Origin of the sequence: Streptomyces barkulensis (assembly GCF_002843305.1) — a bacterium.
In the GTDB taxonomy this organism is placed as follows: domain Bacteria; phylum Actinomycetota; class Actinomycetes; order Streptomycetales; family Streptomycetaceae; genus Streptomyces; species Streptomyces barkulensis.
The window spans coordinates 34,146-56,394 of sequence record NZ_PGSG01000106.1; the positions used below are offsets into that span (position 1 = coordinate 34,146).

Annotated in this window: 18 protein-coding genes and 1 pseudogene; 10 read left to right on the forward strand and 9 right to left on the reverse strand. The window is 75.3% G+C overall.

Annotated elements, in window-relative coordinates:
• From CUT83_RS23510 to CUT83_RS23525, 4 genes are all read right to left on the reverse strand, one after another.
• Positions 1-771, reverse strand: coding sequence for a polyprenol monophosphomannose synthase (locus CUT83_RS23510; RefSeq protein WP_101257837.1), 771 nt, complete (start codon positions 769-771; stop codon positions 1-3).
• On the reverse strand, positions 768-2,603 hold the full coding sequence (gene lnt, locus CUT83_RS23515; RefSeq protein WP_206606930.1) for an apolipoprotein N-acyltransferase: 1,836 nt from the start codon (positions 2,601-2,603) through the stop codon (positions 768-770). Before lnt ends, CUT83_RS23510 begins: the two co-directional genes overlap by 4 nt.
• A 560-nt stretch (positions 2,604-3,163) precedes the next feature.
• On the reverse strand, positions 3,164-4,840 hold the full coding sequence (locus CUT83_RS23520; protein ID WP_101257839.1) for an amidohydrolase: 1,677 nt from the start codon (positions 4,838-4,840) through the stop codon (positions 3,164-3,166).
• Positions 4,841-4,908: 68 nt separating this feature from the next.
• Positions 4,909-5,349: an Lrp/AsnC family transcriptional regulator gene (locus tag CUT83_RS23525; RefSeq protein ID WP_194074729.1), complete on the reverse strand. Its 441-nt coding sequence runs from the start codon at positions 5,347-5,349 to the stop codon at positions 4,909-4,911.
• Positions 5,350-5,554: 205 nt separating this feature from the next.
• On the opposite strand from CUT83_RS23525, the gene CUT83_RS23530 reads away from it, so the two are divergent.
• Positions 5,555-5,956 (forward strand): hypothetical protein, encoded by a 402-nt coding sequence (locus CUT83_RS23530; protein WP_101257840.1) that lies wholly within the window; start codon positions 5,555-5,557, stop codon positions 5,954-5,956.
• Positions 5,957-6,097: 141 nt separating this feature from the next.
• Here CUT83_RS23530 and CUT83_RS23535 read toward each other — a convergent pair whose 3' ends face one another.
• Entirely contained in the window at positions 6,098-7,270 is a 1,173-nt protein-coding gene (locus tag CUT83_RS23535; RefSeq protein ID WP_101257841.1) for an acyl-CoA dehydrogenase family protein, read from the reverse strand.
• A 265-nt stretch (positions 7,271-7,535) separates the two neighbouring features.
• On the opposite strand from CUT83_RS23535, the gene CUT83_RS23540 reads away from it, so the two are divergent.
• The 6 genes from CUT83_RS23540 to CUT83_RS23565 all read left to right on the forward strand — a co-directional run bounded on the left by CUT83_RS23540 (position 7,536) and on the right by CUT83_RS23565 (position 14,832).
• Positions 7,536-9,272 carry a bifunctional 3'-5' exonuclease/DNA polymerase gene (locus tag CUT83_RS23540; protein WP_101257842.1) on the forward strand — a complete coding sequence of 579 codons (1,737 nt, stop codon included), beginning with the start codon at positions 7,536-7,538 and terminating at the stop codon, positions 9,270-9,272.
• 132 nt (positions 9,273-9,404) lie between these two features.
• Positions 9,405-10,850, forward strand: a complete 1,446-nt coding sequence (gene gnd / locus CUT83_RS23545) for an NADP-dependent phosphogluconate dehydrogenase (protein WP_101257891.1) — start codon at positions 9,405-9,407, stop codon at positions 10,848-10,850.
• 175 nt (positions 10,851-11,025) lie between these two features.
• The gene (locus CUT83_RS23550) at positions 11,026-12,192 is read left to right on the forward strand and encodes a S1 family peptidase (RefSeq protein WP_101257843.1); all 1,167 of its coding nucleotides are present in this window, start codon (positions 11,026-11,028) and stop codon (positions 12,190-12,192) included.
• A gap of 285 nt (positions 12,193-12,477) precedes the next feature.
• Positions 12,478-12,681, forward strand: coding sequence for a cold-shock protein (locus CUT83_RS23555; RefSeq protein WP_093656524.1), 204 nt, complete (start codon positions 12,478-12,480; stop codon positions 12,679-12,681).
• A gap of 302 nt (positions 12,682-12,983) precedes the next feature.
• The gene (locus tag CUT83_RS23560) at positions 12,984-14,486 is read left to right on the forward strand and encodes a DEAD/DEAH box helicase (protein WP_439145010.1); all 1,503 of its coding nucleotides are present in this window, start codon (positions 12,984-12,986) and stop codon (positions 14,484-14,486) included.
• 148 nt (positions 14,487-14,634) lie between these two features.
• Positions 14,635-14,832, forward strand: coding sequence for a DUF2795 domain-containing protein (locus tag CUT83_RS23565; protein ID WP_101257844.1), 198 nt, complete (start codon positions 14,635-14,637; stop codon positions 14,830-14,832).
• Positions 14,833-14,932: 100 nt separating this feature from the next.
• On the opposite strand, the gene CUT83_RS23570 is transcribed toward CUT83_RS23565, so the two are convergent.
• The 3 genes and pseudogenes from CUT83_RS23570 to CUT83_RS23585 form a co-directional block, all read right to left on the reverse strand.
• Positions 14,933-15,139, reverse strand: a complete 207-nt coding sequence (locus tag CUT83_RS23570) for a hypothetical protein (RefSeq protein WP_093849342.1) — start codon at positions 15,137-15,139, stop codon at positions 14,933-14,935.
• 181 nt (positions 15,140-15,320) lie between these two features.
• A pseudogene (locus CUT83_RS31540) lies at positions 15,321-16,411 on the reverse strand (HNH endonuclease).
• A 78-nt stretch (positions 16,412-16,489) separates the two neighbouring features.
• Positions 16,490-16,885 carry a DUF1330 domain-containing protein gene (locus CUT83_RS23585; RefSeq protein WP_101257846.1) on the reverse strand — a complete coding sequence of 132 codons (396 nt, stop codon included), beginning with the start codon at positions 16,883-16,885 and terminating at the stop codon, positions 16,490-16,492.
• A gap of 263 nt (positions 16,886-17,148) precedes the next feature.
• Here CUT83_RS23585 and CUT83_RS23590 point away from each other — a divergent pair, with 263 nt between their 5' ends.
• From CUT83_RS23590 to CUT83_RS23600, 3 genes are all read left to right on the forward strand, one after another.
• Positions 17,149-17,448 carry a hypothetical protein gene (locus tag CUT83_RS23590; RefSeq protein ID WP_101257847.1) on the forward strand — a complete coding sequence of 100 codons (300 nt, stop codon included), beginning with the start codon at positions 17,149-17,151 and terminating at the stop codon, positions 17,446-17,448.
• A complete protein-coding gene (locus CUT83_RS23595) occupies positions 17,448-18,185 on the forward strand; it encodes a peptidoglycan-binding domain-containing protein (protein ID WP_101257848.1) in 738 nt (245 codons plus the stop codon). Before CUT83_RS23590 ends, CUT83_RS23595 begins: the two co-directional genes overlap by 1 nt.
• Positions 18,186-18,456: 271 nt before the next feature.
• A complete protein-coding gene (locus CUT83_RS23600; RefSeq protein WP_101257849.1) occupies positions 18,457-19,470 on the forward strand; it encodes a 2-hydroxyacid dehydrogenase in 1,014 nt (337 codons plus the stop codon).
• 28 nt (positions 19,471-19,498) lie between these two features.
• Here CUT83_RS23600 and CUT83_RS23605 read toward each other — a convergent pair whose 3' ends face one another.
• The gene (locus CUT83_RS23605; protein WP_101257850.1) at positions 19,499-22,249 is read right to left on the reverse strand and encodes a cation-translocating P-type ATPase; all 2,751 of its coding nucleotides are present in this window, start codon (positions 22,247-22,249) and stop codon (positions 19,499-19,501) included.

A 22,249-nucleotide genomic window follows, 5' to 3' on the forward strand; every position in this document is an offset into this window, starting at 1 on the left:
TCATCCAGTGTGCCTGCGGCCGAGCGCCTGGTTCACACGGGACCGCACACCCCAGGCGGTGACCCGCCACAGGGCCTCGGCGACGATGTCGCGGTTCATCTTGCTGTCGCCGCGCTCGCGCTCCACGAAGGTGATGGGCACCTCGACCACCTGGTACCCGGCCTGCACGGCGCGGTGGGCCAGGTCCACCTGGAAGCAGTACCCCTGGGACGCCACGTCGTCCATGCCCAGCCCCAGCAGAGTCTCCTTGCGGAACGCCCGGTAGCCGCCGGTGACGTCCCGCAGGGGCACGCCCAGCAGCAGCCGGGAGTAGGTGCTGCCACCGCGCGAGAGGAACTTGCGGTGGCCCGGCCAGTTGACCACCCGCCCGCCCGGCACCCAGCGCGAGCCCAGCACCAGGTCGGCGCCCTTGAGCGCGGTCAGCAGCCTGGGCAGTTCCTCGGGCTGGTGGGAGCCGTCCGCGTCCATCTCGACCAGGACGTCGTAGCCGTTGTCGATGCCCCAGCGGAAGCCCGCCAGATAGGCGGCGCCCAGCCCCTCCTTGCCCTCCCGGTGGAGGACCTCGACCCGCTCGTCCCCGGCCGCCATCTCGTCGGCGACCTTCCCCGTGCCGTCGGGGCTGTTGTCGTCCGCGACCAGGACGTGGGCCTCGGGGACGGCGGCGCGCACTCTGGTGACGATCGGCCGGATGTTGTCGACCTCGTTGTAGGTCGGGATGATCACGAGGATCCTGCCGAGCGGATCCTTCCGGCGCTGCCCCGCCTCGTTCACTGCTGCCGCCTCTTCTCGTCCGTCCTGTTCACCCCGTGTGCCCGCCCCCGTCGGCCGGTCGCGAAGGCCGCGGCGCAGGACAGGACGCCCACCATAGCGAGCACCCACTCCGGTGCGGGGCCGATCCGGTCGGAGAGGGTGGTCTCGTCGCGCAGCGGGAGGTCGGCGGTGACCACGTCCTGCGTGAACTCCTCCGTGCGCTGCCCGATCGTGCCGTCGGGGGCGACGATCGCGCTGATGCCGCTGGTGGCGGCGGTGACCACGGCCCGTCCGTGCTCGACGGCCCGCAGCCGGGACATGACCAGCTGCTGCTCGGGCTGGCCGGTGTTGCCGTAGGTGGCGTTGTTGGTCTGGATCACCAGTGCGCGGGCGCCGTCGTTGACGGTGTCGCGCACGATCTCGTCGTAGGCGACCTCGAAGCAGATGACGTCGCCGAGCCGGGCGGGGCCGACGTCCATCACCCCGGTGCTCTGGCCGGGCCAGAAGTCGCGCGGGACGCGCTGGAGGCGGGTGATGACCTTGCTGAGCTGGTCGCGGTAGGGAACGTACTCGCCGAAGGGCACCGGGTGCTGCTTGGTGTACGAGGCTCCGGGGCCCGCCTCGGGGTCCCAGACGATGCCCTGGTTCTCGACGTAGCCCTCGCGCTCGGGGTGCTCGACGAGGGCGCCGACCAGGACGGGGACGCCCACGGCCCTCGCCGCCCGGTCGATGGCGTCGTACGCCTGCGGGTACCGGTGCGGGTCCAGGTCGGAGGCGTTCTCCGGCCAGATCACCAGGTCGGGCCGCTCCTCCCGGCCCGCCTCCACGTCCTCGGCCAGCTTCAGGGTGGCCTCGACGTGGTTGTTGAGGATCATCATCGGGCGGCCGAGGAAGTCCATGCCGGGCTGCTGGACGTTGCCCTGGACGACGGCGATGCGGACGGTGTCGGCCGCCGCGGTGCGGACCGGCACGGCCTGGCCGGCGGCGGTCACGGCCGCGGCCAGGGCGACCGCCCCGGCGGCGGCGAGGGCCGGGCGCGCCGCACCGGCGCCGGCCTCCGCCGGGGAGGCGGTCCCGCCCCCCTCGTCCGTCTCCTCCGCTCCGCGTCGCCGCCTGGTGACGGCCGCCGCGACCCGGACGGCAGCCGCGGCGAGCAGGCCGCCGGTCAGCGCGACGGCGAAGGTCACCAGCGGGGCGCCGCCCAGGGCGGCCAGCGGCAGGAACGGCGAGTCGGTGACGGCGAAGGCCAGCCGCCCCCAGGGGAAGCCACCGAAGGGGATCCGGTCGCGCGCCCACTCCTCGGCGACCCACAGACAGGCTCCCCACAGCGGCCACAGCGGCAGCCGCGAGGTCGCGGCCAGCCCGGCGCCCATCGGGACGAGGAACAGCGACTCGACCAGGGACAGACCGAACACCGCGTCCCAGCCGATCACATGGAGCCACTTGAGCAGCACGAGGAAGAACGGCAGCCCCATCGCCAGACCGAGCCAGGCCCCCTGGCGGGCGGTACGCCCCCGGGCGAGGAGGGCGAGGACGGCGACCGCGGCGACCGACAGCGGCCACACGTCGTACGGGGGGAAGGCGGCGGCCAGGGCGACACCGCTCACCGCCGCGGCCGCCGTGCGCCACGCCTCGCGGCGTGCCGACCTGGCCAGGCGGACGGGGAGCCGGGGCGCCGGGCGGGCCCCGGCCTCGCCGGCGGCCGGGTCGGGGGCGTCCCCGGTTTCCCCGGCGGCGGCGCGGGCCGGGACGCCGGCCCGGGCGGGCGTACGGCGGTGCTGCGGCTCGTCCGGACGGTCGGCGGCCGCGCCGCCGGTCTCGGCTTCGGCGGTGGTCTCGGGGCCCGATGGCACGGTCGCGGCCTTTCTCGCAGGTCGTGCAGGTCGTGCGGTGATGAGCCCGACCGTACAACGCCCGGCGGCTCCCACGGGGCCGGGGTGGGGATGCGAAGGCTCCGTACCGGGGCGGGGCGGGGCGGGCGGAGCGGAGGGGACGTACGGGGCGGGGGCGTTCTCGGGATCGGGGCCCGGCGCCCTTCGGGCCGACCTGGGACCCGCTGGCTGCGGATCGGCCGAAAGTCGTTGTCTACTGAGCCTCCGGGCCCCACCCGGGTCGCACCGCCGACCAGCCGGGATCACTCCGTCTCCGTGCCGCGGACGCTGGATCTGGCTCCCGGCCGTACGCCGGTGCGACGCACCGCCCATGACCCAGCTCGCTCGACGACTGTGCGCGGAGGATCCCCGGTCGGACGTCCTGTGGTGGACCCGGCAGAACCTACCCGCCGACCGCCACAGCCTGTCAACACCCTCACGACCTGCGGCGTTTCCTCAAAGCAGCAGGTCAGTGCAGAGAGGGCCACCGCGGGAGGGCAGACCTGGGGGGACATCGTTCGGCGGTATGGCCCCGCCTTCCGTCACCCGTTCGGGTGTTGGTAGATCGTTTGTCCCCCGACCACCGTCCGCAGGCAGACGGGCAGCGGGCGCCCCGGGCCGAGGTCGGGCAGGCCCGGGGTGCCCGAGCGCGGGTCGGTGGACCAGGCGGCGATCCGGCCGTCGGGCACCTGCACCACCAGGTCGCCGGTGCGCCACACGGCGTAGTCGGCCGGGGCGCCGGGGACGAGGACGCCCGCGTCGTCGCGGCCGACCGCCCGCCAGCCGCCGCGGGTGTGGGCGGTGAAGGCGGCGCGGACGGAGATCCGGTGCTCGGGGGTGCGGTGGAAGGCGGCGGCGCGCAGGGTGCCCCAGGGGTCGAGCGGGGTGACGGGGCTGTCGGAGCCGAGCGCCAGGGGCACACCGGCGCGCAGCAGGGCGGCGTACGGGTTGAGGGTGCGGGCGCGTTCGCGGCCCAGACGCCGGGCGTACATGCCCCCCTCGCCGCCCCAGGCGGCGTCGAAGGCCGGCTGGACGGAGGCGGTCAGGGCCAGCTCGGCGAAGGCCGCGACGGTGGCCTCGGTCAGCATCTCGGCGTGCTCGACGCGGTGCCGGGCGGCCCGCACCCGCTCCAGGCCGACCCGCTCGGCGGCCGCGCGCACCCCCTCGGTGACGGCGGTGAGGGCGGCGTCGCCGATGGCGTGGAAGCCGGCCTGGATCCCGGCCTCGGTGCAGGCGGCGACGTGGGCGGCGACGGCGTCGGCGTCCAGGTGGCCGGTGCCGCGGTGGCCGGCGTCGGCGTAGGGCTCGTGCAGATGGGCGGTGTGGGAGCCCAGGGAACCGTCGGCGAAGAGGTCGCCCGCGGCGCCGAGGGCGCCGAGCTCCCGCACCCGCCGCGCCCCTTCGGGGGAGGTGATGTGCTCGGCCCAGTAGCCGAAGACGCGGGGTCCGGGCTCGGCGGCGGCCAGCGCCAGCAGGCCGGTGAGGTCGTCCTCGCTCGAGATCTCCGGTCCCGCGCACTCGTGGAGGGTTCCGATGCCGCGGGAGGCCGCGTGGCGCAGGGCGGCGCGCTGGGCCTCGGTGCGCTGGGCGGGGGTGATGGAGGCGTGGGCGACGGCGCGCACCGCGTGGTGGGCGTCGCCGGTCAGGGCGGCGTCGGGGGCGTAGCCGGGCAGCTCTGTGACGCCGGGGTCGCCGGGGACGAGGTCGAGCAGCGCGGTGGTGACCAGGGCCGAGTGGACGTCGACGCGGGTGAGGTAGAGCGGCCGGTGGTCTGCGGCCGCGTCGAGCTCGGCGCGGGAGGGAAGCCGCTGCCCGGGCCAGGCGGCCGCGTCCCAGCCGTGGCCGAGCAGGATCCGGTCGCCGGGGCGGGCCCGGGCGTACTCCCGTACGCGGTCCAGGACCTCGGCCGGGGAGCGGGTGCCGGACAGGTCGAGGCCGGTGAGCGCCAGACCGGTCGCGGTGGCGTGGACGTGGGAGTCGGTGAAGGCCGGGGTGACGAGTGCGCCGTCGAGGTGGACCACCTCGTCGACGCCGTCGGCGAAGGAGTCCGCGGCCCCTTCCGAACCGACCCAGGCGATGCCGCCGCCGTCGACGACCATGGCGGTGGCGAAGGGGTCGGCGGGGCTGTGGACCTCGCCTCCGCGTAGGAGGACGGTGCGGGGGCGGTCGAGGCGGTCGGGACCGTCGGGACCGTCGGGAGGGGCCGTGCTGTCGCTCATGACTGCCAGTCTCCCCCTCCCCCGCCGCTCCCGGCCGCCGGGGTCGCCCGTACGCGGCGCGGGGACCCTCACACGCGGGGCGGCCGGGCCTCGTAGGGGGTGGACAGCACGACGGTGGTGCGGGTGGAGACCCCGGCCAGGGAGCGGATGCGCGCCAGCAGGTGCTCCAGTTCGACGGGGGCGGCGACCCGGACCTTGAGGATGTAGTTCTCGTCGCCCGCGACGCTGTGGCACGCCTCGATCTCGGGCACCTCGGCGAGCCGGTCGGCGATGTCGTCCGGGGCGCTGGGGTCGAACGGCTTGACCGAGATGAAGGCGGTCATGGGCAATCCGACGGCCTCGGGGTCGACGATGGCCGCATAGCCGCGGATGACACCGCGCTGCTCCAGCCTGCGGACGCGCTGATGCACCGCCGAGGTCGACAGGCCGGTGGCCCTGCCCAGGTCGGTGTAGCTCATCCGCCCGTCCCTGACGAGCAATTCCACGATGCGACGATCCAGCTCCTCCACGACAGGCAACCTACTGCGCCGGGCGCACCACGGCACACCGTTCGGCCTGTCGGCGACCCCGGGGCGCGGACATGTGACCAACGCCACACCCGTGCTCCCGTGTCCGGGAGGGTGCGGAGATTACGGATGGGCAACGGAGGGAAATGCTTGCTGTGGCCGGGACACCCTCGATCGGACACCCGGCAGCCCGTCCAAGGGGGATTGCATGCGCAAGGTGAAGTCGCTCCACACCGGTCACCCGGACGCCGAGGCCCGCGAGGAGAGAGCCGAGGCCGACGAGACCTATGAGACCTACGAGATCTTCCGGGTGGTCTGCCCGGACTGCGCGCAGCCGATAGCGCTGCTGGCGGACGAGGAGACGCTCCCCGAGCACGCTCTGTGCCCGACCCCGTGGAACCCGTTCGGCCTGACGGTGTGCCAGGGCTCGGGGCGTCCGGTGGGGGACGCCGGGCCCGAGGGCCCGGAGCACGAGGCCCGGGAGCAGGACGCCGCGACACTGCTGACGCTGCCCGAGGGGCTGCACTGGCGGATGCAGCCCTTCTCCCATGTCGGCGGCCCGGGTACGCACCCGATGCGTGTTCCGCACGGGCGTCACCCGCGCCACTGACGGCTCGCGCCGCCCGGCCCGGAGGCACCGCACGCCCGCGCACCCGGAACGCCCCCGGACACCGCCGGGCACGGACGCACCGGCGGTCCGGCCGGCGGCCCGCGCCCGGGGCCCGTCCGGCGGCGCGGACCGCCGTCGCGCTCAGCGGCTCTCGGGACCGGCCAGGTGGCGGGCGATGACCACCCTCTGGATCTGGTTGGTGCCCTCGACGATCTGCAGCACCTTGGCCTCCCGCATCAGGCGCTCGGCCGGGTAGTCGCGGGTGTAGCCGTAGCCGCCCAGCAGCTGGACGGCGTCGGTGGTGACCTTCATGGCCGTGTCCGTGCAGAACAGCTTGGCCATCGCCGCCTGCCGGGCGAAGGACTCCCCGGCGTCGCGCAGCCGGGCGGCGGCCAGGTACAGGGCGCGTCCGGCCTCGATCTGGGTGGCCATGTCGGCCAGCATGAACCGTACGCCCTGGAAGTCGGAGACGGGGCGGCCGAACTGCTCGCGCCCGGCGGTGTGGGCCAGTGCCTCGTCGAGGGCGGCCTGGGCGACCCCGATCGCGCAGGCGGCGATGCCGAGCCGGCCGGAGTTGAGGGCGTCCAGGGCGATGGCGAAGCCCTGCCCCTCCTCGCCGATCCGGCGGCTGTCGGGGACGCGGACCCCGTCGAAGTGGACCTGGGCCGTCGGCGACCCGCCCATCCCCATCTTGCGCTCGGGGGCGGCGGCGCTGAGCCCTTCGGCGTCGCCGGGGACGAGGAAGGCGGTGATGCCGCGCGGTCCCTCCTTTCCGGTGCGGGCCATGACGGTGTAGAAGTCGGCGATGCCGCCGTGGGTGATCCACGCCTTGGTGCCGTCGAGCACCCAGTCGTCGCCGTCGCGGACGGCGCGGGTGCGCATCGCGGCGGCGTCGGAGCCGGAGGAGGGCTCGGACAGGCAGTACGCGCCCAGCAGTCCGCCGGCGAACATCCCCGGAAGGTGTTCGGCGCACTGCTCCTTGGAGCCGTAGTGGGCGAGCGCGTGGCAGGCGAGGGTGTGGACGCTGACGCCCAGGCCCACGGTGAGCCGGGCCGCGGCCAGCTCCTCCAGGATCTGCAGATACACCTCGTAGGGCTGCTCGCCGCCGCCGAACTCCTCGCCGTAGGGCAGTGAGAGCAGGCCGGACTCCGACAGGAGGGTGAAGGTCTCACGGGGGAAGCGGCCGGACTCCTCCTCCTCGGCCGCGACCGGACGGATCTCGCGCTGGGCGAGTTCACGCACCAGGGTGAGGAGGTCGCGGGACTCCTCGGTGGGCATCCGGCGTTCCACCGGCTGGGGGCCGTACTCGGTCATCGCGGCGCTCTCCTCCCTGTTGGGGGCTGCGGCGGCGGACGCTCGGGGTGGGGCGCCGCCACCGGGAAGTGGTGGTACCGGCCGATGTCGCCCCTCGGGTCGCGAGAGCGGCTGACCAGCGGCTGTGGCGATTGGAGTATGCCCGATCGGCGGCCCCGCGTCACCGCGGGGCGAGGATCACGGCGGAGATCCCGGCGGAGGTCGCGGCGGAGGTCGCGGCGGAGGTCACCGCCGGTTGTCGGTGCCCGCTGTCACACTCCACCGTATGCGGGACGGCCACGGCCCCGGGCGAGGGGGCGGACGGGACGGGGAGGGCGCGGTGCGCTGGGCGGTGGCGGTGACCGCCGAGGGCACGGCCCTGCTGTGCCCGCTGGACGGGCGGGGGCGCGCGGCGGGTCCGGTTGTGACCGAGCCGGACCTGGCGCGGGCCGTGGCGGAGCGCACCGCCTCCGGCTCGGCCACCCGGTGGGTGTGGCGGTCGACGGCGCAGGTGTACCCGCGGCTGCTGGAGGCCGGGGTGCGGGTGGAGCGGTGCCATGACACGGAGGCGTGCGAGGCGCTGCTGCTGGGCCACGAGGGCCGGTGGGGCGAGCCGCGTTCGCTGTCGGCGGCCTGGGCGCGGCTGCACCGGGCGCCGGTGCCGGAGGATCCGCCGCTGCGCGCGGCCGACCGGCAGCCCTCGCTGTTCGCGCCGGGCCCGGTGCCGCTGCCGCCGGGCACGGATCCGCTCGCGGCCCTGCTGGAGGTGTACGCCGGCCAGCTGCGGAGGGTGGAGGCGGCCGGGCACCCGGAGCGGATGCGGCTGCTGCTGGCCGCGGAGTCGGCGGGGACGCTGGTGGCGGCGGAGATGAACCGCGCGGGGGTGCCCTGGCGGGCGGACGTCCACCGGGAGCTGCTGCGGGAACTGCTGGGCGAGAGCTATCCGGGTGGCGAGCCCGCCCGGCTGGCCCAGCTTGCCGAGGAGGTCTCGCGCGCCTTCGGGCCGGGGGCGCGGGTACGGCCGGATCTGCCGGCGGACGTGGTCAGGGCGTTCGCGCGGGACGGGATCCGGCTGTCCTCGACCCGGGCGTGGGAGCTGCGGAAGATCGACCATCCGGCCGTCGCCCCGCTGCTGCGCCACAAGACGCTGTACCGGCTGCACACCGCGCACGGCCGGTCCTGGCTGCGCACCTGGGTGCGTGACGGCCGCTTCCATCCCGAGTACGTGCCCGGCGGCTCGGTCACGGGCCGCTGGACGAGCAACGGCGGGGGCGCGCTGCAGATCCCCAAGGTGGTGCGGCGCGCGGTGGTGGCCGACGAGGGGTGGCGGCTGGTGGTCGCCGACGCCGACCAGATGGAGCCCAGGGTGCTGGCCGCCGTCTCCCGCGACCGGGGCCTGATGGAGGTGGCCGGAAGCGGCCGGGACATGTACTCGGTGCTGTCGGACCGGGCGTTCGGCGGCGACCGGGACCGGGCCAAGCTGGCGCTGCTGGGCGCGGTGTACGGGCAGACCTCGGGGGACGGCCTGCGGCACCTGGCGGACCTGCGGCGCCGCTACCCGGCGGCGGTGGCGTACGTGGACGAGGCGGCACGCGCCGGCGAGGAGGGCCGGCTGGTGCGCACCTGGCTGGGGCGCACCTGCCCGCCCGCGGCCGCCCGGGAGGAGGATCTCGGGGACGGCGGGGCCGGTCCGCCCGGGACGGACGCGCAGGGCCCGTCCGGTGGCGGCGCGGCCCGGGCCCGCGGCCGGTTCACCCGCAATTTCGTGGTGCAGGGCAGCGGGGCCGACTGGATGCTGCTGGTGCTGGCCTCCCTGCGGCAGTCGCTGGCCGGGACGCGCGCCGAGCTGGTGTTCTTCCAGCACGACGAGGTGATCGTGCACTGCCCGGCGCGGGAGGCGGAGGCGGTGGTGGAGGCCGTCCGCGCGGCGGGCGAGCGGGCCGGGCGCGCGGCCTTCGGCGAGACCCCGGTGCGCTTCCCGTTCACCACGGCCGTGGTGGAGTGCTACGCGGACGCCAAGTGAGCGGGGTCTTCGGGGATCACGGCGGTGTACCCGGGTACACCGCATTCTCGCGGCCCTTCCCGGCCCCGCCGGGCCCCGTACCGCGTTTCCCGTGTTCCCCGCGTTCCCAGGAGCCACACCATGAGCGACACGATGAGCGGCACCGCGCAGATCGGCGTCACCGGACTCGCCGTCATGGGCCGCAACCTGGCCCGCAACCTCGCCCGTCACGGCTACACCGTCGCCGTGCACAACCGCACGGGCGCCCGGACCAGGGCTCTGGTGGAGGAGTTCGGCGGGGAGGGCGACTTCGTGACCGCCGGGACGCCGCGTGAGTTCGTCGCCGCGCTGGAGCGGCCGCGCCGCGTGATCGCGATGGTCAAGGCGGGCGAGGCGACCGACGCCGTCGTCGGGGAGTTCGCGCCGCTGCTGGAGCCGGGCGACATCCTCGTCGACGCCGGCAACGCCCACTTCGCCGACACCCGCCGCCGCGAGGAGGCGCTGCGCGAGCGCGGCGTCCACTTCGTCGGCGCGGGGGTCTCCGGCGGCGAGGAGGGCGCCCTGCACGGGCCGAGCATCATGCCCGGCGGCTCGGACGAGGCGTACGCCGCGCTCGGTCCGCTGCTGGAGGACATCGCCGCCAAGGCCCCCGACGGCGCGCCCTGCACCGCTCACATCGGGCCCGACGGCGCCGGGCACTTCGTGAAGATGGTGCACAACGGCATCGAGTACGCCGACATGCAGCTCATCGCCGAGGCGTACGACCTGCTGCGCGCCGTCGCCGGGTACACCCCGGCCCAGGTGGCCGAGGTCTTCCGCACCTGGAACACCGGGCGGCTGGACTCCTACCTCGTCGGGATCACCGCCGAGGTCCTGGCCCACACGGACGCCGTCACCGGGCGGCCCTTCGTCGACGTCGTCGCCGACGCCGCCGAGCAGAAGGGAACCGGCCGCTGGACGGTGCAGACCGCCCTGGACCTGGGCGTGCCGGTCTCCGGCATCGCCGAGGCGGTCTTCGCCCGCTCCCTGTCCGGGCACACCGGTCTGCGCGAGGCCGCCGCCGGCCTGCCGGGCCCGCACCGGCCCCCGCTCGGCGAGCGGGACGCCGCACACTTCGCCGACCAGGTCGAGCAGGCCCTGTACGCCTCGAAGATCACCTCCTACGCCCAGGGCTGGAACATGATGCGGGCGGCGGGCGAGGAGTACGGCTGGAACATCGACCTGGGTGCCGTGGCCGCCGTCTGGCGCGGCGGCTGCATCATCCGGGCCGCCTTCCTGGACCGGGTGCGGGCCGCGTACGCCGCGGACCCGGCGCTGCCCACACTGCTGGCCGACGCGGAGTTCGCCGATGAGACCGGCGCCGCGCAGGAGGCGTGGCGGGCGGTGGTGGCCACCGCCGTCCGGTACGGCGTCCCCGTGCCGGGCCTCTCGGCGGCGCTGGCCTCGTACGACGCCCTGCGAGCCGACCGGCTGCCCGCCGCCCTCACCCAGGCGCAGCGCGACTACTTCGGCGCCCACACCTACCGGCGCACCGACCGGCCCGGCGTCTACCACACCCTGTGGGGCCAGGACCGCTCCGAGGTCCGCACCGACGGCTGACTCCGGCGGCCGGGCGGTCAGAGGGCCCGACGGCCCGCCGCAGGCATTGGTATGGACATGACTTCAAATCCCTTCTACGCTCTCCCGGACCAGACCTGAGAGCGCTCTCATGTCTCCGCTGTCCGACCCCACCTCGACCTCACCAGGTAGAGCCGACAGAAGGAGAACAACCGTCATGCGACGCAGGATCGGTGTGCGCGCGGGCCTGTCCGCGCTGCTCGCGCTGGGCGCCCTGACAGCCACGGGAAGCGGGCTCGCCTCCGCCTCCCCCGCCCCGGCCGAGCCCCGCGCCGGCGCACCCGCGCAGGAACTGGTGGACGCCATGGAGCGCGACCTCAAGCTGACCGAGCGCCAGGCCCGGAAGCGGCTGCGGCAGGAGGCCGCGGCCATGGAGGCGGCCCCCGGGGCCGAGCGGGCCGCGGGCGCCGACTTCGCCGGCTCCTGGTTCGACGCCCGCTCCGGCGGGCTGGTCGTCGGCGTGACCGCCCCCGGCAGAGCCGCCGCCGTACGGGCCGCCGGCGCCGAGGCACGGGTGGTCGAGCACAGCGCGAAGGAACTGGACGCGGCCAAGGAGCGGATCGACGCCCGGGCGGAGCGGAAGGCGGCCCCGGATGCGGTGAGCGGCTGGCATGTCGATCCCCGCGCCAACACCGTGGTGGTCGACCTCGTGAAGGGGGCCGAACGCGACGCCGCGGTGCGGGACTTCCTGGCCGACGCACGGAAGGCCGGTCCGGTGACGGTGCGCGAGACCGCCGGCGGGGCGCCGCGCACCCTCGCCGCCGGCGTCGTCGGCGGCGACCCGTACTACACCGGCAACGCCCGCTGCTCCATCGGCTTCTCCGTGCACGGCGGCTTCGTCACCGCCGGGCACTGCGGGTCGGCCGGGGCGTCTGTGCGCGGCTGGGACGGCTCCCAGATGGGCACCTTCCAGGGCTCGTCCTTCCCCGGCAACGACTACGCCTTCGTGCGGACCGGCCACGGCTGGTGGACCGTCCCGGTGGTACTGGGCTGGGGGACGGTGCCCGACGTCCTGGTGCGCGGCTCGGCCGAGGCCCCGGTCGGCGCCTCGGTCTGCCGCTCCGGCTCCACCACCCGCTGGCACTGCGGCCAGATCCTGGCGAAGAACGAGACGGTCAACTACAGCCAGGGCGCCGTCCACCAGATGACCAAGACCAGCGTCTGCGCCGAGCCCGGCGACTCCGGCGGCTCGTTCGTCAGCGGCGACCAGGCCCAGGGCGTCACATCGGGCGGCTGGGGCAACTGCTCCGGCGGCGGCGAGACGTGGTTCCAGCCGGTCAACGAGATCCTGTCGGTGTACGGCCTGACGCTGCACACCGCCTGACACCACCCCCATCCCCGTACGCCGCGCCCGGGGGTGCGCGGAGTGGAGGCCGCCCGGCCGGACGCCGGGCGGCCTCCGGCCGTCCTCCCGCCCGCCGGGATCGGATCTGTGTTACGGTGAACCACGTTGCAGTTTTGGTACCCATGAACTTTGTGCGCGCCTGACGGTTTGTGACCTTCAGGCGCCTTTGTTTTTCCGGCTCTTCCGGCGGGGTCTCATTGCGGCGACACGGAGATCCGCACAGTGCGGATCTCCTGCTCTGCCCCTATCTGGAGGAGAAAAAGTATGGCTACTGGCACCGTGAAGTGGTTCAACGCGGAAAAGGGTTTCGGTTTCATCCAGCAGGACGGCGGCGGCGCCGACGTCTTCGCGCACTACTCGAACATCGCCACCCAGGGCTTCCGCGAGCTCCACGAGGGCCAGAAGGTCACCTTCGACGTCACCCAGGGCCAGAAGGGCCCGCAGGCGGAGAACATCCTCCCCGCCTGATCCCGCCGCGTTCGGCGAACGCGACGCGCAGCACCATGAAAGCCGGGGCCCGCACCACAGGGTGCGGGCCCCGGCTCGTGCCGCGTCCCGGCCCGCGGACGCGGCATCACCACGCCGCGCCGCCTCTTCGCCGCACCGCCGTGCGCCCCCAGCCGTACGCTCCTCTCCGGCCCGCCCGGCCGGCTCTCTCCGCGCAGCAGCGCGATCCGCTCTTTCACCGGCTCGTTCCCGCGACTCTCCGCCCGTTCACGCGCCGCGGAGCCTCCCCGGCACGCGCCGCCCCGAGGAAGGTCCCACCCCGCGTGAACCAGAATTCCGGAACCCGTTCCGCCCGCCCGGCCCGCCGCCGCCCCTCCCGCTCCCAGGCCGCCGCGCGGATTCCCGCCCAGAAGACGACCCCCGGCCGCGGGAGCGCCCCGCGCCGGGACGCGCCCATGGCGCCGGCCGGCACCCCCGGGCTGCCCCCGGCCGCCTCGTTCGCCGAGCTGGACATGCCCGCCCCGCTGCTGGAGGCCCTGGGGCGCGAGGGCGTCACCGCCCCGTTCCCGATCCAGGCGGCCACCCTGCCCGACTCGCTCGGCGGCCGCGACGTCCTGGGCCGCGGGCAGACCGGTTCGGGCAAGACCCTCGCCTTCGGGCTGGCCCTGCTCGCCCGCACCGCCGGACACCGCGCCGAGCCGCGCAGCCCGCTGGCCCTGGTGCTCGTGCCCACCCGGGAACTGGCCCAGCAGGTCACCGACGCCCTCACCCCGTACGCGAGGGCCGTACGGCTGCGGACGGCCACGGTCGTGGGCGGTCTGTCCATCGGCCGCCAGGCCGCCGCGCTCAGGAACGGCGCCGAGGTGGTCGTCGCCACCCCCGGGCGGCTGAGGGACCTGGTCGAGCGCGGCGACTGCCGGCTGGACCAGGTGCGCACCACCGTGCTGGACGAGGCCGACCAGATGGCCGACATGGGCTTCCTCCCGCAGGTCACCGCCCTGCTGGACCAGGTGCGCCCGGACGGCCAGCGGATGCTGTTCTCCGCCACCCTGGACCGCGACGTGGACCGGCTGGTGCGGCGCTTCCTGTCCGACCCGGTGGTCCACTCCGTGGACCCCCCGGCCGGCGCCGTCACCACGATGGAGCACCACATCCTGCGGGTGAGCACCGACGACAAGAACGCCGTCGCCACGCGCATCGCCGCCCGCGACGGGCGGGTGATCATGTTCGTGCACACCAAGCGCGCCGTGGACCGGCTGGTCAGAAGGCTGCTGGCCAGCGGTGTGCGGGCCGGCGCGCTGCACGGGGGCAAGTCGCAGAACCAGCGCAACCGCACGCTGGAGCAGTTCAAGGACGGGCAGGCCACGGTCCTGGTGGCGACCAACGTCGCCGCCCGCGGCATCCACGTCGACAACCTCGATCTGGTCGTCAACGTGGACCCGCCCGCCGACCACAAGGACTACCTGCACCGCGGCGGCCGTACCGCGCGGGCCGGCGAGTCCGGCAGCGTCGTCACCCTGGTCACCCCCGAGCAGCGCCGCGAGGTCGACCGGATGGTGGCCGCCGCCGGTGTGTCGCCCCGGGTCACCCCGGTGCGCTCCACCGGTGAGGAACTCGTCCGGATCACCGGGGCGAAGGAGCCCTCCGGCGTCCCCGTGGTCATCGCCGCGCCGCCCGCCGAGCGGCCCCAGCGGGCCCAGCGGCCCCGGGGCGGTTCTTCCGGCCGGGGCGGCGCGACCGGCCGGGGCGGCGCCTCCCGCGGACGCCGGGGGCGTCCGGCGCGGGGGCGGCGTGCGCCGGGTGCGGCGAGCAGCGCCTCCTCCTGACCCGCTCACGGCCGCCGGGGCACCCGGTCGGCCGTACGGGCCGGACCGCCGTGCATGCCGTGTGGGCCGCCGGGGTACCCCGGCGGCCCACACGGCGCACAGCCCGTGGAGCCGGTGGAACCCGTACAGCCCCGTGCAGGAGGATCCGATGGCGAAGATCAGCAACCCGATCGAGCTGCAGAAGGCCCTGGGCGGCGTGGACTACCCCGCCGACCGCGAGTCCCTGGTGAGGAACGCCAAGGAGAAGGGCGCCAAGAAGGAGGTCGTCGAGGAGCTCTCGTCGCTGAGGAAGGACCGTTTCGACGGGCCGGACGATGTGAGCAAGGCGGTCTTCGGCAAGGGCTGAGCCCCGGCCGTACGACATCCCTGGGGGCGCGACCGCCGAGCGGTCGCGCCCCCAGGGCGTGTGCGGTGCCGTGTACGGGGCCGCCTGCGGGTCAGTACACCTAGCTCCGCCCGCCCTCGCCCTTCTCGCCGGTGAGGTCCTCGCGGTCCATACCGGCCTCGTTCATGGCGTCCTCGAGCTGCCGTCCGACGTTCCCGCGGTCCTTGTTCGCCTCCTCGGCCCGGCGGGCGGACTCCTGGCCCTGCTCGTCGAAGACGACCTGGTCGGTCTTCTCGGTCTTCGGCCGGTTCTCCTCGGGGGTGGTCATGACGGCCTCCTCGGCTCCGTGGCGTGCGCGGTCGTCCGCGACCGCCGTCGATCTCCTGTGCAGGAGGACGCCGTACCCGTTCAGGGGCGCCGCATGCGCGTCCGTTTCCCCGTCCGCTTTCCCGTCCGCTTTCCCGTCCGCCGTCTCCGCGCCGCTCGTGCCCGCCGGTGTCCGCGGCGGTTCAGACGGTGGCCGCACGGTCGCCGTGCTTGAAGACCTGGCGGTCGTGCCACTTCACGAAGACGGGGTCGACCGTCGGCCGTCCGGGACGGGGCCTGGCCAGCGGGGTGCCGTCGAGCGCCTCGACGGCGCGGCCCGCCGGGCTGCGGGCGGTGTAGCGGGGGGAGACGCGGATGCGCAGGTCCGGGGTGAGGCCGAGCGCCCCCAGGTCGAACAGCGCGTGGTGCAGGGCGCACAGCGCCAGACCGTTGGACGGCTCGTCCGGGCCGTCCTGACTGTGCCAGCGCACATGGGCGGCCTCCAGCCCGGCCGGGTGGCGGCCCAGTGCCCCGTCGTAGCCGCACATCGCGCAGGCGCGGGCGTACGCGTGCAGCACCTGCCGGGTGAACTCCGGCCGGCGCGGGCGGCGCCTTAGGCCCTGTCTGACAAATAGCGCTGTCCGCCCGAAGGGCGGGCTCCGCGGCGTCTGGTGCGTGCGATCGCAAGGCGGAGGAGGAGAGCGCAGCGTGCTGCGCCGACGATCGACAACGCAGCGAGCGTGCGTGCCAGACGCCGCGGAGCAGGCGGGATTTGTCAGACAGGGCCTAGCGCCCCGAGGGTGAGGGCGGCCTCCTCCACGGCCGTCAGGTCCAGTCCGGCGTCGGCGCGGATGGCGGGGCCGAGGGCAGGGGTGAAGTGGAGGTCCAGCAGGAGCCGGGCGGCGGAGGCCAGGGTCCCGGGATCGGCCAGGAGGCGCTCGACGGGCTTGTGCAGCCTCCCGGTCGCGCCCCGGGCTCGCAGCCAGGAGCCGCGCTCGGGGGCGGAGGCGGGTATGGGGCGGCCGTCGGCGTCCCGCGGGTCCCACAGGGTGCGTTCCAGGTGCACGAAGGGCATGGCGGCGCGGTCGGAGGACCGCGCGGGCGGACCGTAGTCGTCGATCATGCGGCCGACCGGCTCCTCGGCCTCGCCGTAGGCCGCCGCCGTGCTGCCGGTGGCCGCGAAGCGGCCCAGCAGCCACAGCAGCAGGAGCGGTTTGTGCGGTGCGCGCCGTCCCGCGACGGTCGCCCGCCTCAATCCCGCCAGCGCGGACAGCAGTTCGTCCTCCGTCGCCACATGCCCCGTCACGGCGGCCACGGTGCCATGTCCGGACCGGTCCGCGCCGGGGAACGCGTGGACGGGCCCGGCCGCTCGTCAGTCCTTTTCGGTGGAGGAGCCGCCGCGGGAGGTCCACGGGACGGTCGGCTGGAGCACGGCCTCGGTCAGCGCGCGGGTGCGCAGGGTGGTGACCTGCTGGTACTCGGGGTCGGCGACCATACGGCAGAACGCCTCCCGGCTGGGGTAGCGCACGAGCAGCACCGCGTCCCACTCCTGTCCGTCCTCGGCGACCAGGGCCGTGGCGCCGTCGCCGGCGTAGAGCACCTCGGCGCCGTAGCGCTCCAGGAAGCGGTCCGCCAGGTGCCGCGCGTACTGCTCGTACGAGGTCCGGCCGTCCGGGGCGAAGCGCAGCAGGTTGAGCATGACGACCGGGCCGCCGGGGTCCTCGGCCAGCATGCGCTTGAGGTCGGCTCCCGTGGGGTCGATGGCCATGGGGATCTCCTTGCCGCCGTGTCGGCGCGTCGGTGTGCCGGTGTGCCGGTGTGTCGGTGCACTGCCGGCGGGTTCGGCAGGAGCTTAGACGCCCCACCGCCCGTTGCATACCGTCTGGTCGGTCCGCCTTGGGGGGTGTGCGGTTCACCGGTACGGGCGAGCCTGTGGCGGGCCCCGGAGGGTAGGCCCTTGTGCGCACTGAGGCGGACGGGTTCCCGTCCCCGCCCCCACCCCTCCCCACCCCTCGGCGGCAGGAGATCCCCTTGTCCTCCACACTGTCCCCCAGACCGTCTCCCGGGCCGTCCCGCGGCCCGTCCTCCCGTACGACCCGGCGCGGTTTCCTGGGCCTGACCGGCGCCGCGGCGGCGGCCGCGGCCGGTGCGGCGGCGCTTCCGCCTCTGGGCGCCTTCGGCGCCGGCGCCGCGGCCGGCGAGTACCGGCTCCCGGCGGTCACACACCCCTACCACCCGGCCGCCCTCTACCCCGGGGACGCCGACGACGACGCCCCCGGCGAGCCCCTCAACGCCGGTGTGGAGTGCTGCCGGGAGGGGGTGGACGCCTGATGGCCGTCTTCGTCCCCCGCTCGGAATGGGGCGCCCGCGCCCCCACCAACCGGCCCTCCGGCATCACGCCGGGGGACGGCGGCACCACCGTCCACCACGTCGGCGGCACGCCCGTCGCCCGCTCCGACCACGGCGAGTGCGCCGGCCAGGTGCGCGGCATCCAGAACCACCACATGGACGGCAACGGCTGGGCCGACATCGCCTACACCTATCTGGTGTGCGTCCACGGCCGCGTCTACGAAGGGCGCGGGCCGTGGGTGCGGACCGCCGCCAACGGCACCGACTCCGGCAACCGGGACTGGTACGCGGTGTGCGCCCTCACCGGCGGCTCCTCCTCCGGCTACGACTCCGTAACCGAGGAACTCCTGGACGCCCTGCGCTGGTCGATCGCCAATCTGCGCGACATCGGCGGCGCGGGCCGCGGGATCAACCGGCACGGCGACCATCTGCCGACGTCCTGCCCGGGCCTGCTCTCCTCCTATGTGCGCGACGGCTCGCTGGAACCCGCCTCCGGCCCTCCCGCCTGGCCCGGCGTCCACCTCAGCCATCCGCCGGCCACCGAGCACCCCGCCGTGGGGCTGTGGCAGCGGCGGATGCGCGAGCTCGGCTGGTCCCCCGGCACGGGCGGGCGGTACGACGCGCGGTCCAAGGAGGTGTGCGAGCGCTTCCAGGCACGGCACGGCCTGACGGTCGACGGCGTCGTCGGCCCGGAGACCTGGAAGGCATGCTTCGGCTGACACCCCTCCGGCCGCGGCCCCTCCCCGGACGCCGGCGCGCTCCGGGCCCCCGGCGGGGCCGGGTGGCCCATTCGGCCCTGGGCCGGGGGCAGGCATCCGCGGAAGGCTTGCGGGCAGCGTGTTCCACGGGGGCGCGGAATCCGCGCCCCCGCCGGCCCCGCACGGCCGGCCGGACACGTACACGCGCACGCGCGCCGGGGTACGGCGCGGGACGAGGGAGGAAACGGTGGAGCGGACGGCACAGGGCACGGCCGGGAGGGCGAGGGAGGCGGTGGACGTCGTCGCCTACGGGGTCGTCACCGACGAACGGCCCCTGCTGGAGAAGGCGTTCGACGGGCGGCACCGCCTGCGCTGCCTGGACCTGGTCCTGGACCGGGACACCGCCGCCACGGCCGCCGGGTGCGCGGTGGTGTGCAGCAGCGTCAACGACGTGCTGGACGAGGAGGTGCTGACCACCCTGGCCGGCGGCGGCACCAGGCTGGTCACCCAGCGCGCCACCGGCTACAACAACATCGACCTGGACGCCGCCCGGAAGCTGGGCCTGTCGGTGGCGCGCGTGTCGCACTACTCCCCGCACTCGGTGGCCGAGTTCGCCTGGGCCCTGGCCCTGGCGGTCAACCGGCGGGTGCCCCGCGCGGTGACCCGCACCCGCGACTTCGACTTCCGGCTCAACGGCCTGATGGGACGCGACTTCCACGGGCGCACCGCCGGGATCCTGGGCACCGGGAAGATCGGCGCGGCCTTCGCCCGTATCGCCGCGGGCTTCGGCATGCGCCTGCTCGGCTCCGACATCGCGGAGAACCCCGAGTGCCTGGCCCTGGGCATGGAGTACGTCGACCGCGACCGGCTGTTCACCGAGTCCGACCTGATCAGCCTTCATCTGCCGCTGCTGCCCGACACCTACCACGTGGTCGACGGCGACGCCCTGCGCAGGATGAAGGACGACGCGATCCTGATCAACACCAGCCGGGGCGGTCTGATGGACGCCCACGCCCTGGTGGAGACCCTGCGCGAGGGCCGTCTGGACGGGGTGGGGCTGGACGTGTACGAGGAGGAGGCCGGGGTCTTCTTCTTCGACCGCTCACTGGACGTGGTGACCGACGACACCCTCGCCCGGCTGATGACCTTCCGCAACGTCCTGGTCAGCTCCCACCAGGCGTACTTCACCCACGACGCGGTGGAGCAGATCGTCCGGGCCACCGCCGCCAACGTCGAGGACCACCTGGCCGGACGCACGGGCGAGAACGTCCTCGTCCCTCCGCCCGCCCCGTCCGCCCCGCGCTGACCGGCCCGGGCCCGGGCCGCGTAAGGCCTCAGGCCCCCGGCGGCCCGCCGGCCGCGGGGAGGCCGCCGGCGCCGGGAAAGCCGGCCGCCTCTCCCCCGGCTCCCCCGGCTCCCCCGGCGCCGCGTGTGAAGCGGCTCTCGAACCGGGCCGCGGCGAACCCGGCCGCGCCGACGGCCGCGACGGCCGCCAGGGCTGACGGGCCCGGCGGCTCGGTGCGGAGCACCTCCTCCAGGAAGGGCACCGTGACGGCGGCCGCGCCCAGCACCACGGCGGCCAGCACCGCCGCCGGCAGGAAGGGGTTCTCCCGCGTCAGCAGCCGCTCCCGCAGCCCCAGCACGACGCCGAGCTGGGCCGCCAGCAGGGCCAGGAACAGTGTGGTCTGCCACGGCCGGCCGGCCTCCCGCGCCCACAGCGCCGCCGCCAGGGAGGCGGCGGTCACCAGCGCGGCCAGCCGCAGGATCCGCAGCCACAGCCCGTCTCCGAGCACATGCCGGCCGGAGGGGTGCGGCGGGCGGCGCATGGCGTTCACGGAGACCGGCTCGGCTCCCATGGCCACGCCCGTCAGACCGTGGGTGAGCAGGTTGATCCACAGGATCTGGCCCGCCCGCAGCGGCACCGTCAGACCGAGGAAGGGGCCGATCAGCATCACCAGGATCTCCGCCGCTCCCCCGGCCATGCCGTAGAGCAGGAAGCGTCGGATGTTGTCGTAGACCCGCCGGCCCTCCTCCACCGCCGCGACCACCGTGCGCAGTTCGTCGTCGGCGAGCACCAGGTCGGCGGCCTGCCGGGCGACCTCGGTGCCCCGTCGCCCCATCGCCACCCCGATGTCGGCCTGCCGCAGCGCCGGGCCGTCGTTGACGCCGTCGCCGGTCATGGCGGTGACCGCGCCGCGCGTCCGCCAGGCCTGGACGATGTCCACCTTCTGCTGCGGATCGGTGCGGGCGAACACCCGCACGGTGGACGGGTCGGCGACCTGTCCGGCGGCCAGCGCGCGGCCGGTGACCACCTCGGGCGGCTCGGTGGGCGCGGCCCCGTCGGTTCCGGTCGGGCCCGGGCCCCGGTCGAGGATGCCGAGCCGGGTGGCGATCGCGCGGGCGGTGGCCGGGTGGTCACCGGTGATCATCACCGGGGTGATGCCCGCGTCCCGGCAGGCGGCGACGGTGGCCCCGGCCGCCTCCTTGGGCGGATCGCTCAGCGCCGCCAGCCCCAGCAGCCGCAGCCCGCTCCCGGCCTCCTCCCAGCGGCCGGGCTCCCAGCGGCCGGGCTCCCCGTCGAGCGGGCCGGACGCCACGGCCAGGACGCGGTAGCCCTCCGCCGACAGCGCGGCGGCCTCGCGGTGGGCGCGCTCCAGCCGCAGGGGCGTCTCGTCCAGGAGCGAGCCGTTCAGGACCGTCTCGGGGGCGCCCTTGAGACACACCAGGCGCCCGCCGGAGGGCTCCCGGTGGACGGTGGTCATGCGCTTGCGCAGGCTGTCGAAGGGCACCTCGCCGATCCGGGGGTGCTCGCGCAGCACCTCGGCGCGATCCAGGCCGGCCTTGGCGGCCGCGGCCAGCAGCGCGGCCTCGGTGGGATCGCCGAGTGCACTCCAGCGCTCCTCGCCGTCGTGCGGGGGGCGCAGCGCGGCGTCGTTGCACAGCACGGCGGCGGTCAGCAGGGCCCGTACGGCCTGTGCCGTCGCGGGGGCGGGCGGCCCGGGCGCACGCTCGCCGCCACTGCCACTGCCACTGCCACTGCCGTCGGACAGCAGTTCGCCGGCCGGTTCGTATCCGCCGCCGGTGAGGCGGACGGTGCCCCGGGGCGTCCACACCCGCTCCACGACCATCCGCCCCTCGGTGAGGGTGCCGGTCTTGTCGGTGGCCAGCACGGTGACCGAGCCGAGGGTCTCCACCGCGGGCAGCCGCCGCACCAGCGCGTTGCGGGCGGCCATCCGCCGGGCGCCGAGGGCCAGGGCGAGGGTGACGACGGCGGGCAGCGACTCGGGGACGGCGGCCACGGCCAGGCTGATCGCGGTGACGGCCATCGTCTCCAGCGACTGGCCGCGGGCCAGGCCCAGCAGCAGCACCAGCAGGCACAGGACCACCGTGACCGCCGCGAGCACCCGGCCCAGACCGGCCAGGCGGCGCTGGAGCGGGGTGGGGCCGCGGCGCGGACGCAGCAGGGCGGCGATGCGGCCCAGCGCGCTGTCCGCTCCGGTGGCGGTGACGGTCGCCACCGCCCGGCCGCGTACGACGACGGTGCCCGCCCGCAGAGCACCGGCCTCCGGTTCGCCGGCCCGGACGTCCTTGTCCACGGGCACGGACTCACCGGTCAGCGCGGACTCGTCCACCGCCAGCACCCAGGAGCGCAGCAGCCGCGCGTCCGCCGGGACGATGTCGCCCTCACCGAGCAGGAGTACGTCACCGGGCACCACCTCGGCCGAGGGCACCTCCCGTTCGGCGCCGCCGCGCACCACCCGGGCCACGGGCGCGGACATGGCGGTCAGCGCCGCGATGGCGTTGTCGGCGCGCACCTCCTGGGCCACGCCGACGCCCGTGTTGGCGACGATCACCAGGGCGATGACGGCCGTGTCGCCGTGGTCCCCGGTCAGCAGCGTCAGCACCACCGCGCCGAGCAGGACCAGGATCAGCGGGTCGCGCAGCTGTGCGGCCACCCGCGCCCGCAGCGGCGTGCCCGGGGGCTGCCCCACCTCGTTGCGGCCCCCTTCCGCCAGTCGCCGGGCGGCCTCCTCCTCGGTGAGGCCGTCCGGGCGCGCGGCGGGAGGGGCGGGCGGGTCCTGCAT

Bases quoted from the DNA above. Each gene is read 5' to 3' on its own strand.
- CUT83_RS23555 (WP_093656524.1), top strand. From the start codon at position 12,478: ATGGCTACTGGCACCGTGAAGTGGTTCAACGCGGAAAAGGGTTTCGGT.
- CUT83_RS23595 (WP_101257848.1), top strand. From the start codon at position 17,448: ATGGCCGTCTTCGTCCCCCGCTCGGAATGGGGCGCCCGCGCCCCCACC.
- CUT83_RS23570 (WP_093849342.1), bottom strand. From the start codon at position 15,139: ATGACCACCCCCGAGGAGAACCGGCCGAAGACCGAGAAGACCGACCAG.
- CUT83_RS23520 (WP_101257839.1), bottom strand. From the start codon at position 4,840: ATGAGCGACAGCACGGCCCCTCCCGACGGTCCCGACGGTCCCGACCGC.
- CUT83_RS23530 (WP_101257840.1), top strand. From the start codon at position 5,555: ATGCGCAAGGTGAAGTCGCTCCACACCGGTCACCCGGACGCCGAGGCC.
- CUT83_RS23535 (WP_101257841.1), bottom strand. From the start codon at position 7,270: ATGACCGAGTACGGCCCCCAGCCGGTGGAACGCCGGATGCCCACCGAG.
- gnd (WP_101257891.1), top strand. From the start codon at position 9,405: ATGAGCGGCACCGCGCAGATCGGCGTCACCGGACTCGCCGTCATGGGC.
- CUT83_RS23540 (WP_101257842.1), top strand. From the start codon at position 7,536: ATGCGGGACGGCCACGGCCCCGGGCGAGGGGGCGGACGGGACGGGGAG.
- CUT83_RS23550 (WP_101257843.1), top strand. From the start codon at position 11,026: ATGCGACGCAGGATCGGTGTGCGCGCGGGCCTGTCCGCGCTGCTCGCG.
- CUT83_RS23585 (WP_101257846.1), bottom strand. From the start codon at position 16,885: ATGGCCATCGACCCCACGGGAGCCGACCTCAAGCGCATGCTGGCCGAG.
- CUT83_RS23605 (WP_101257850.1), bottom strand. From the start codon at position 22,249: ATGCAGGACCCGCCCGCCCCTCCCGCCGCGCGCCCGGACGGCCTCACC.
- CUT83_RS23565 (WP_101257844.1), top strand. From the start codon at position 14,635: ATGGCGAAGATCAGCAACCCGATCGAGCTGCAGAAGGCCCTGGGCGGC.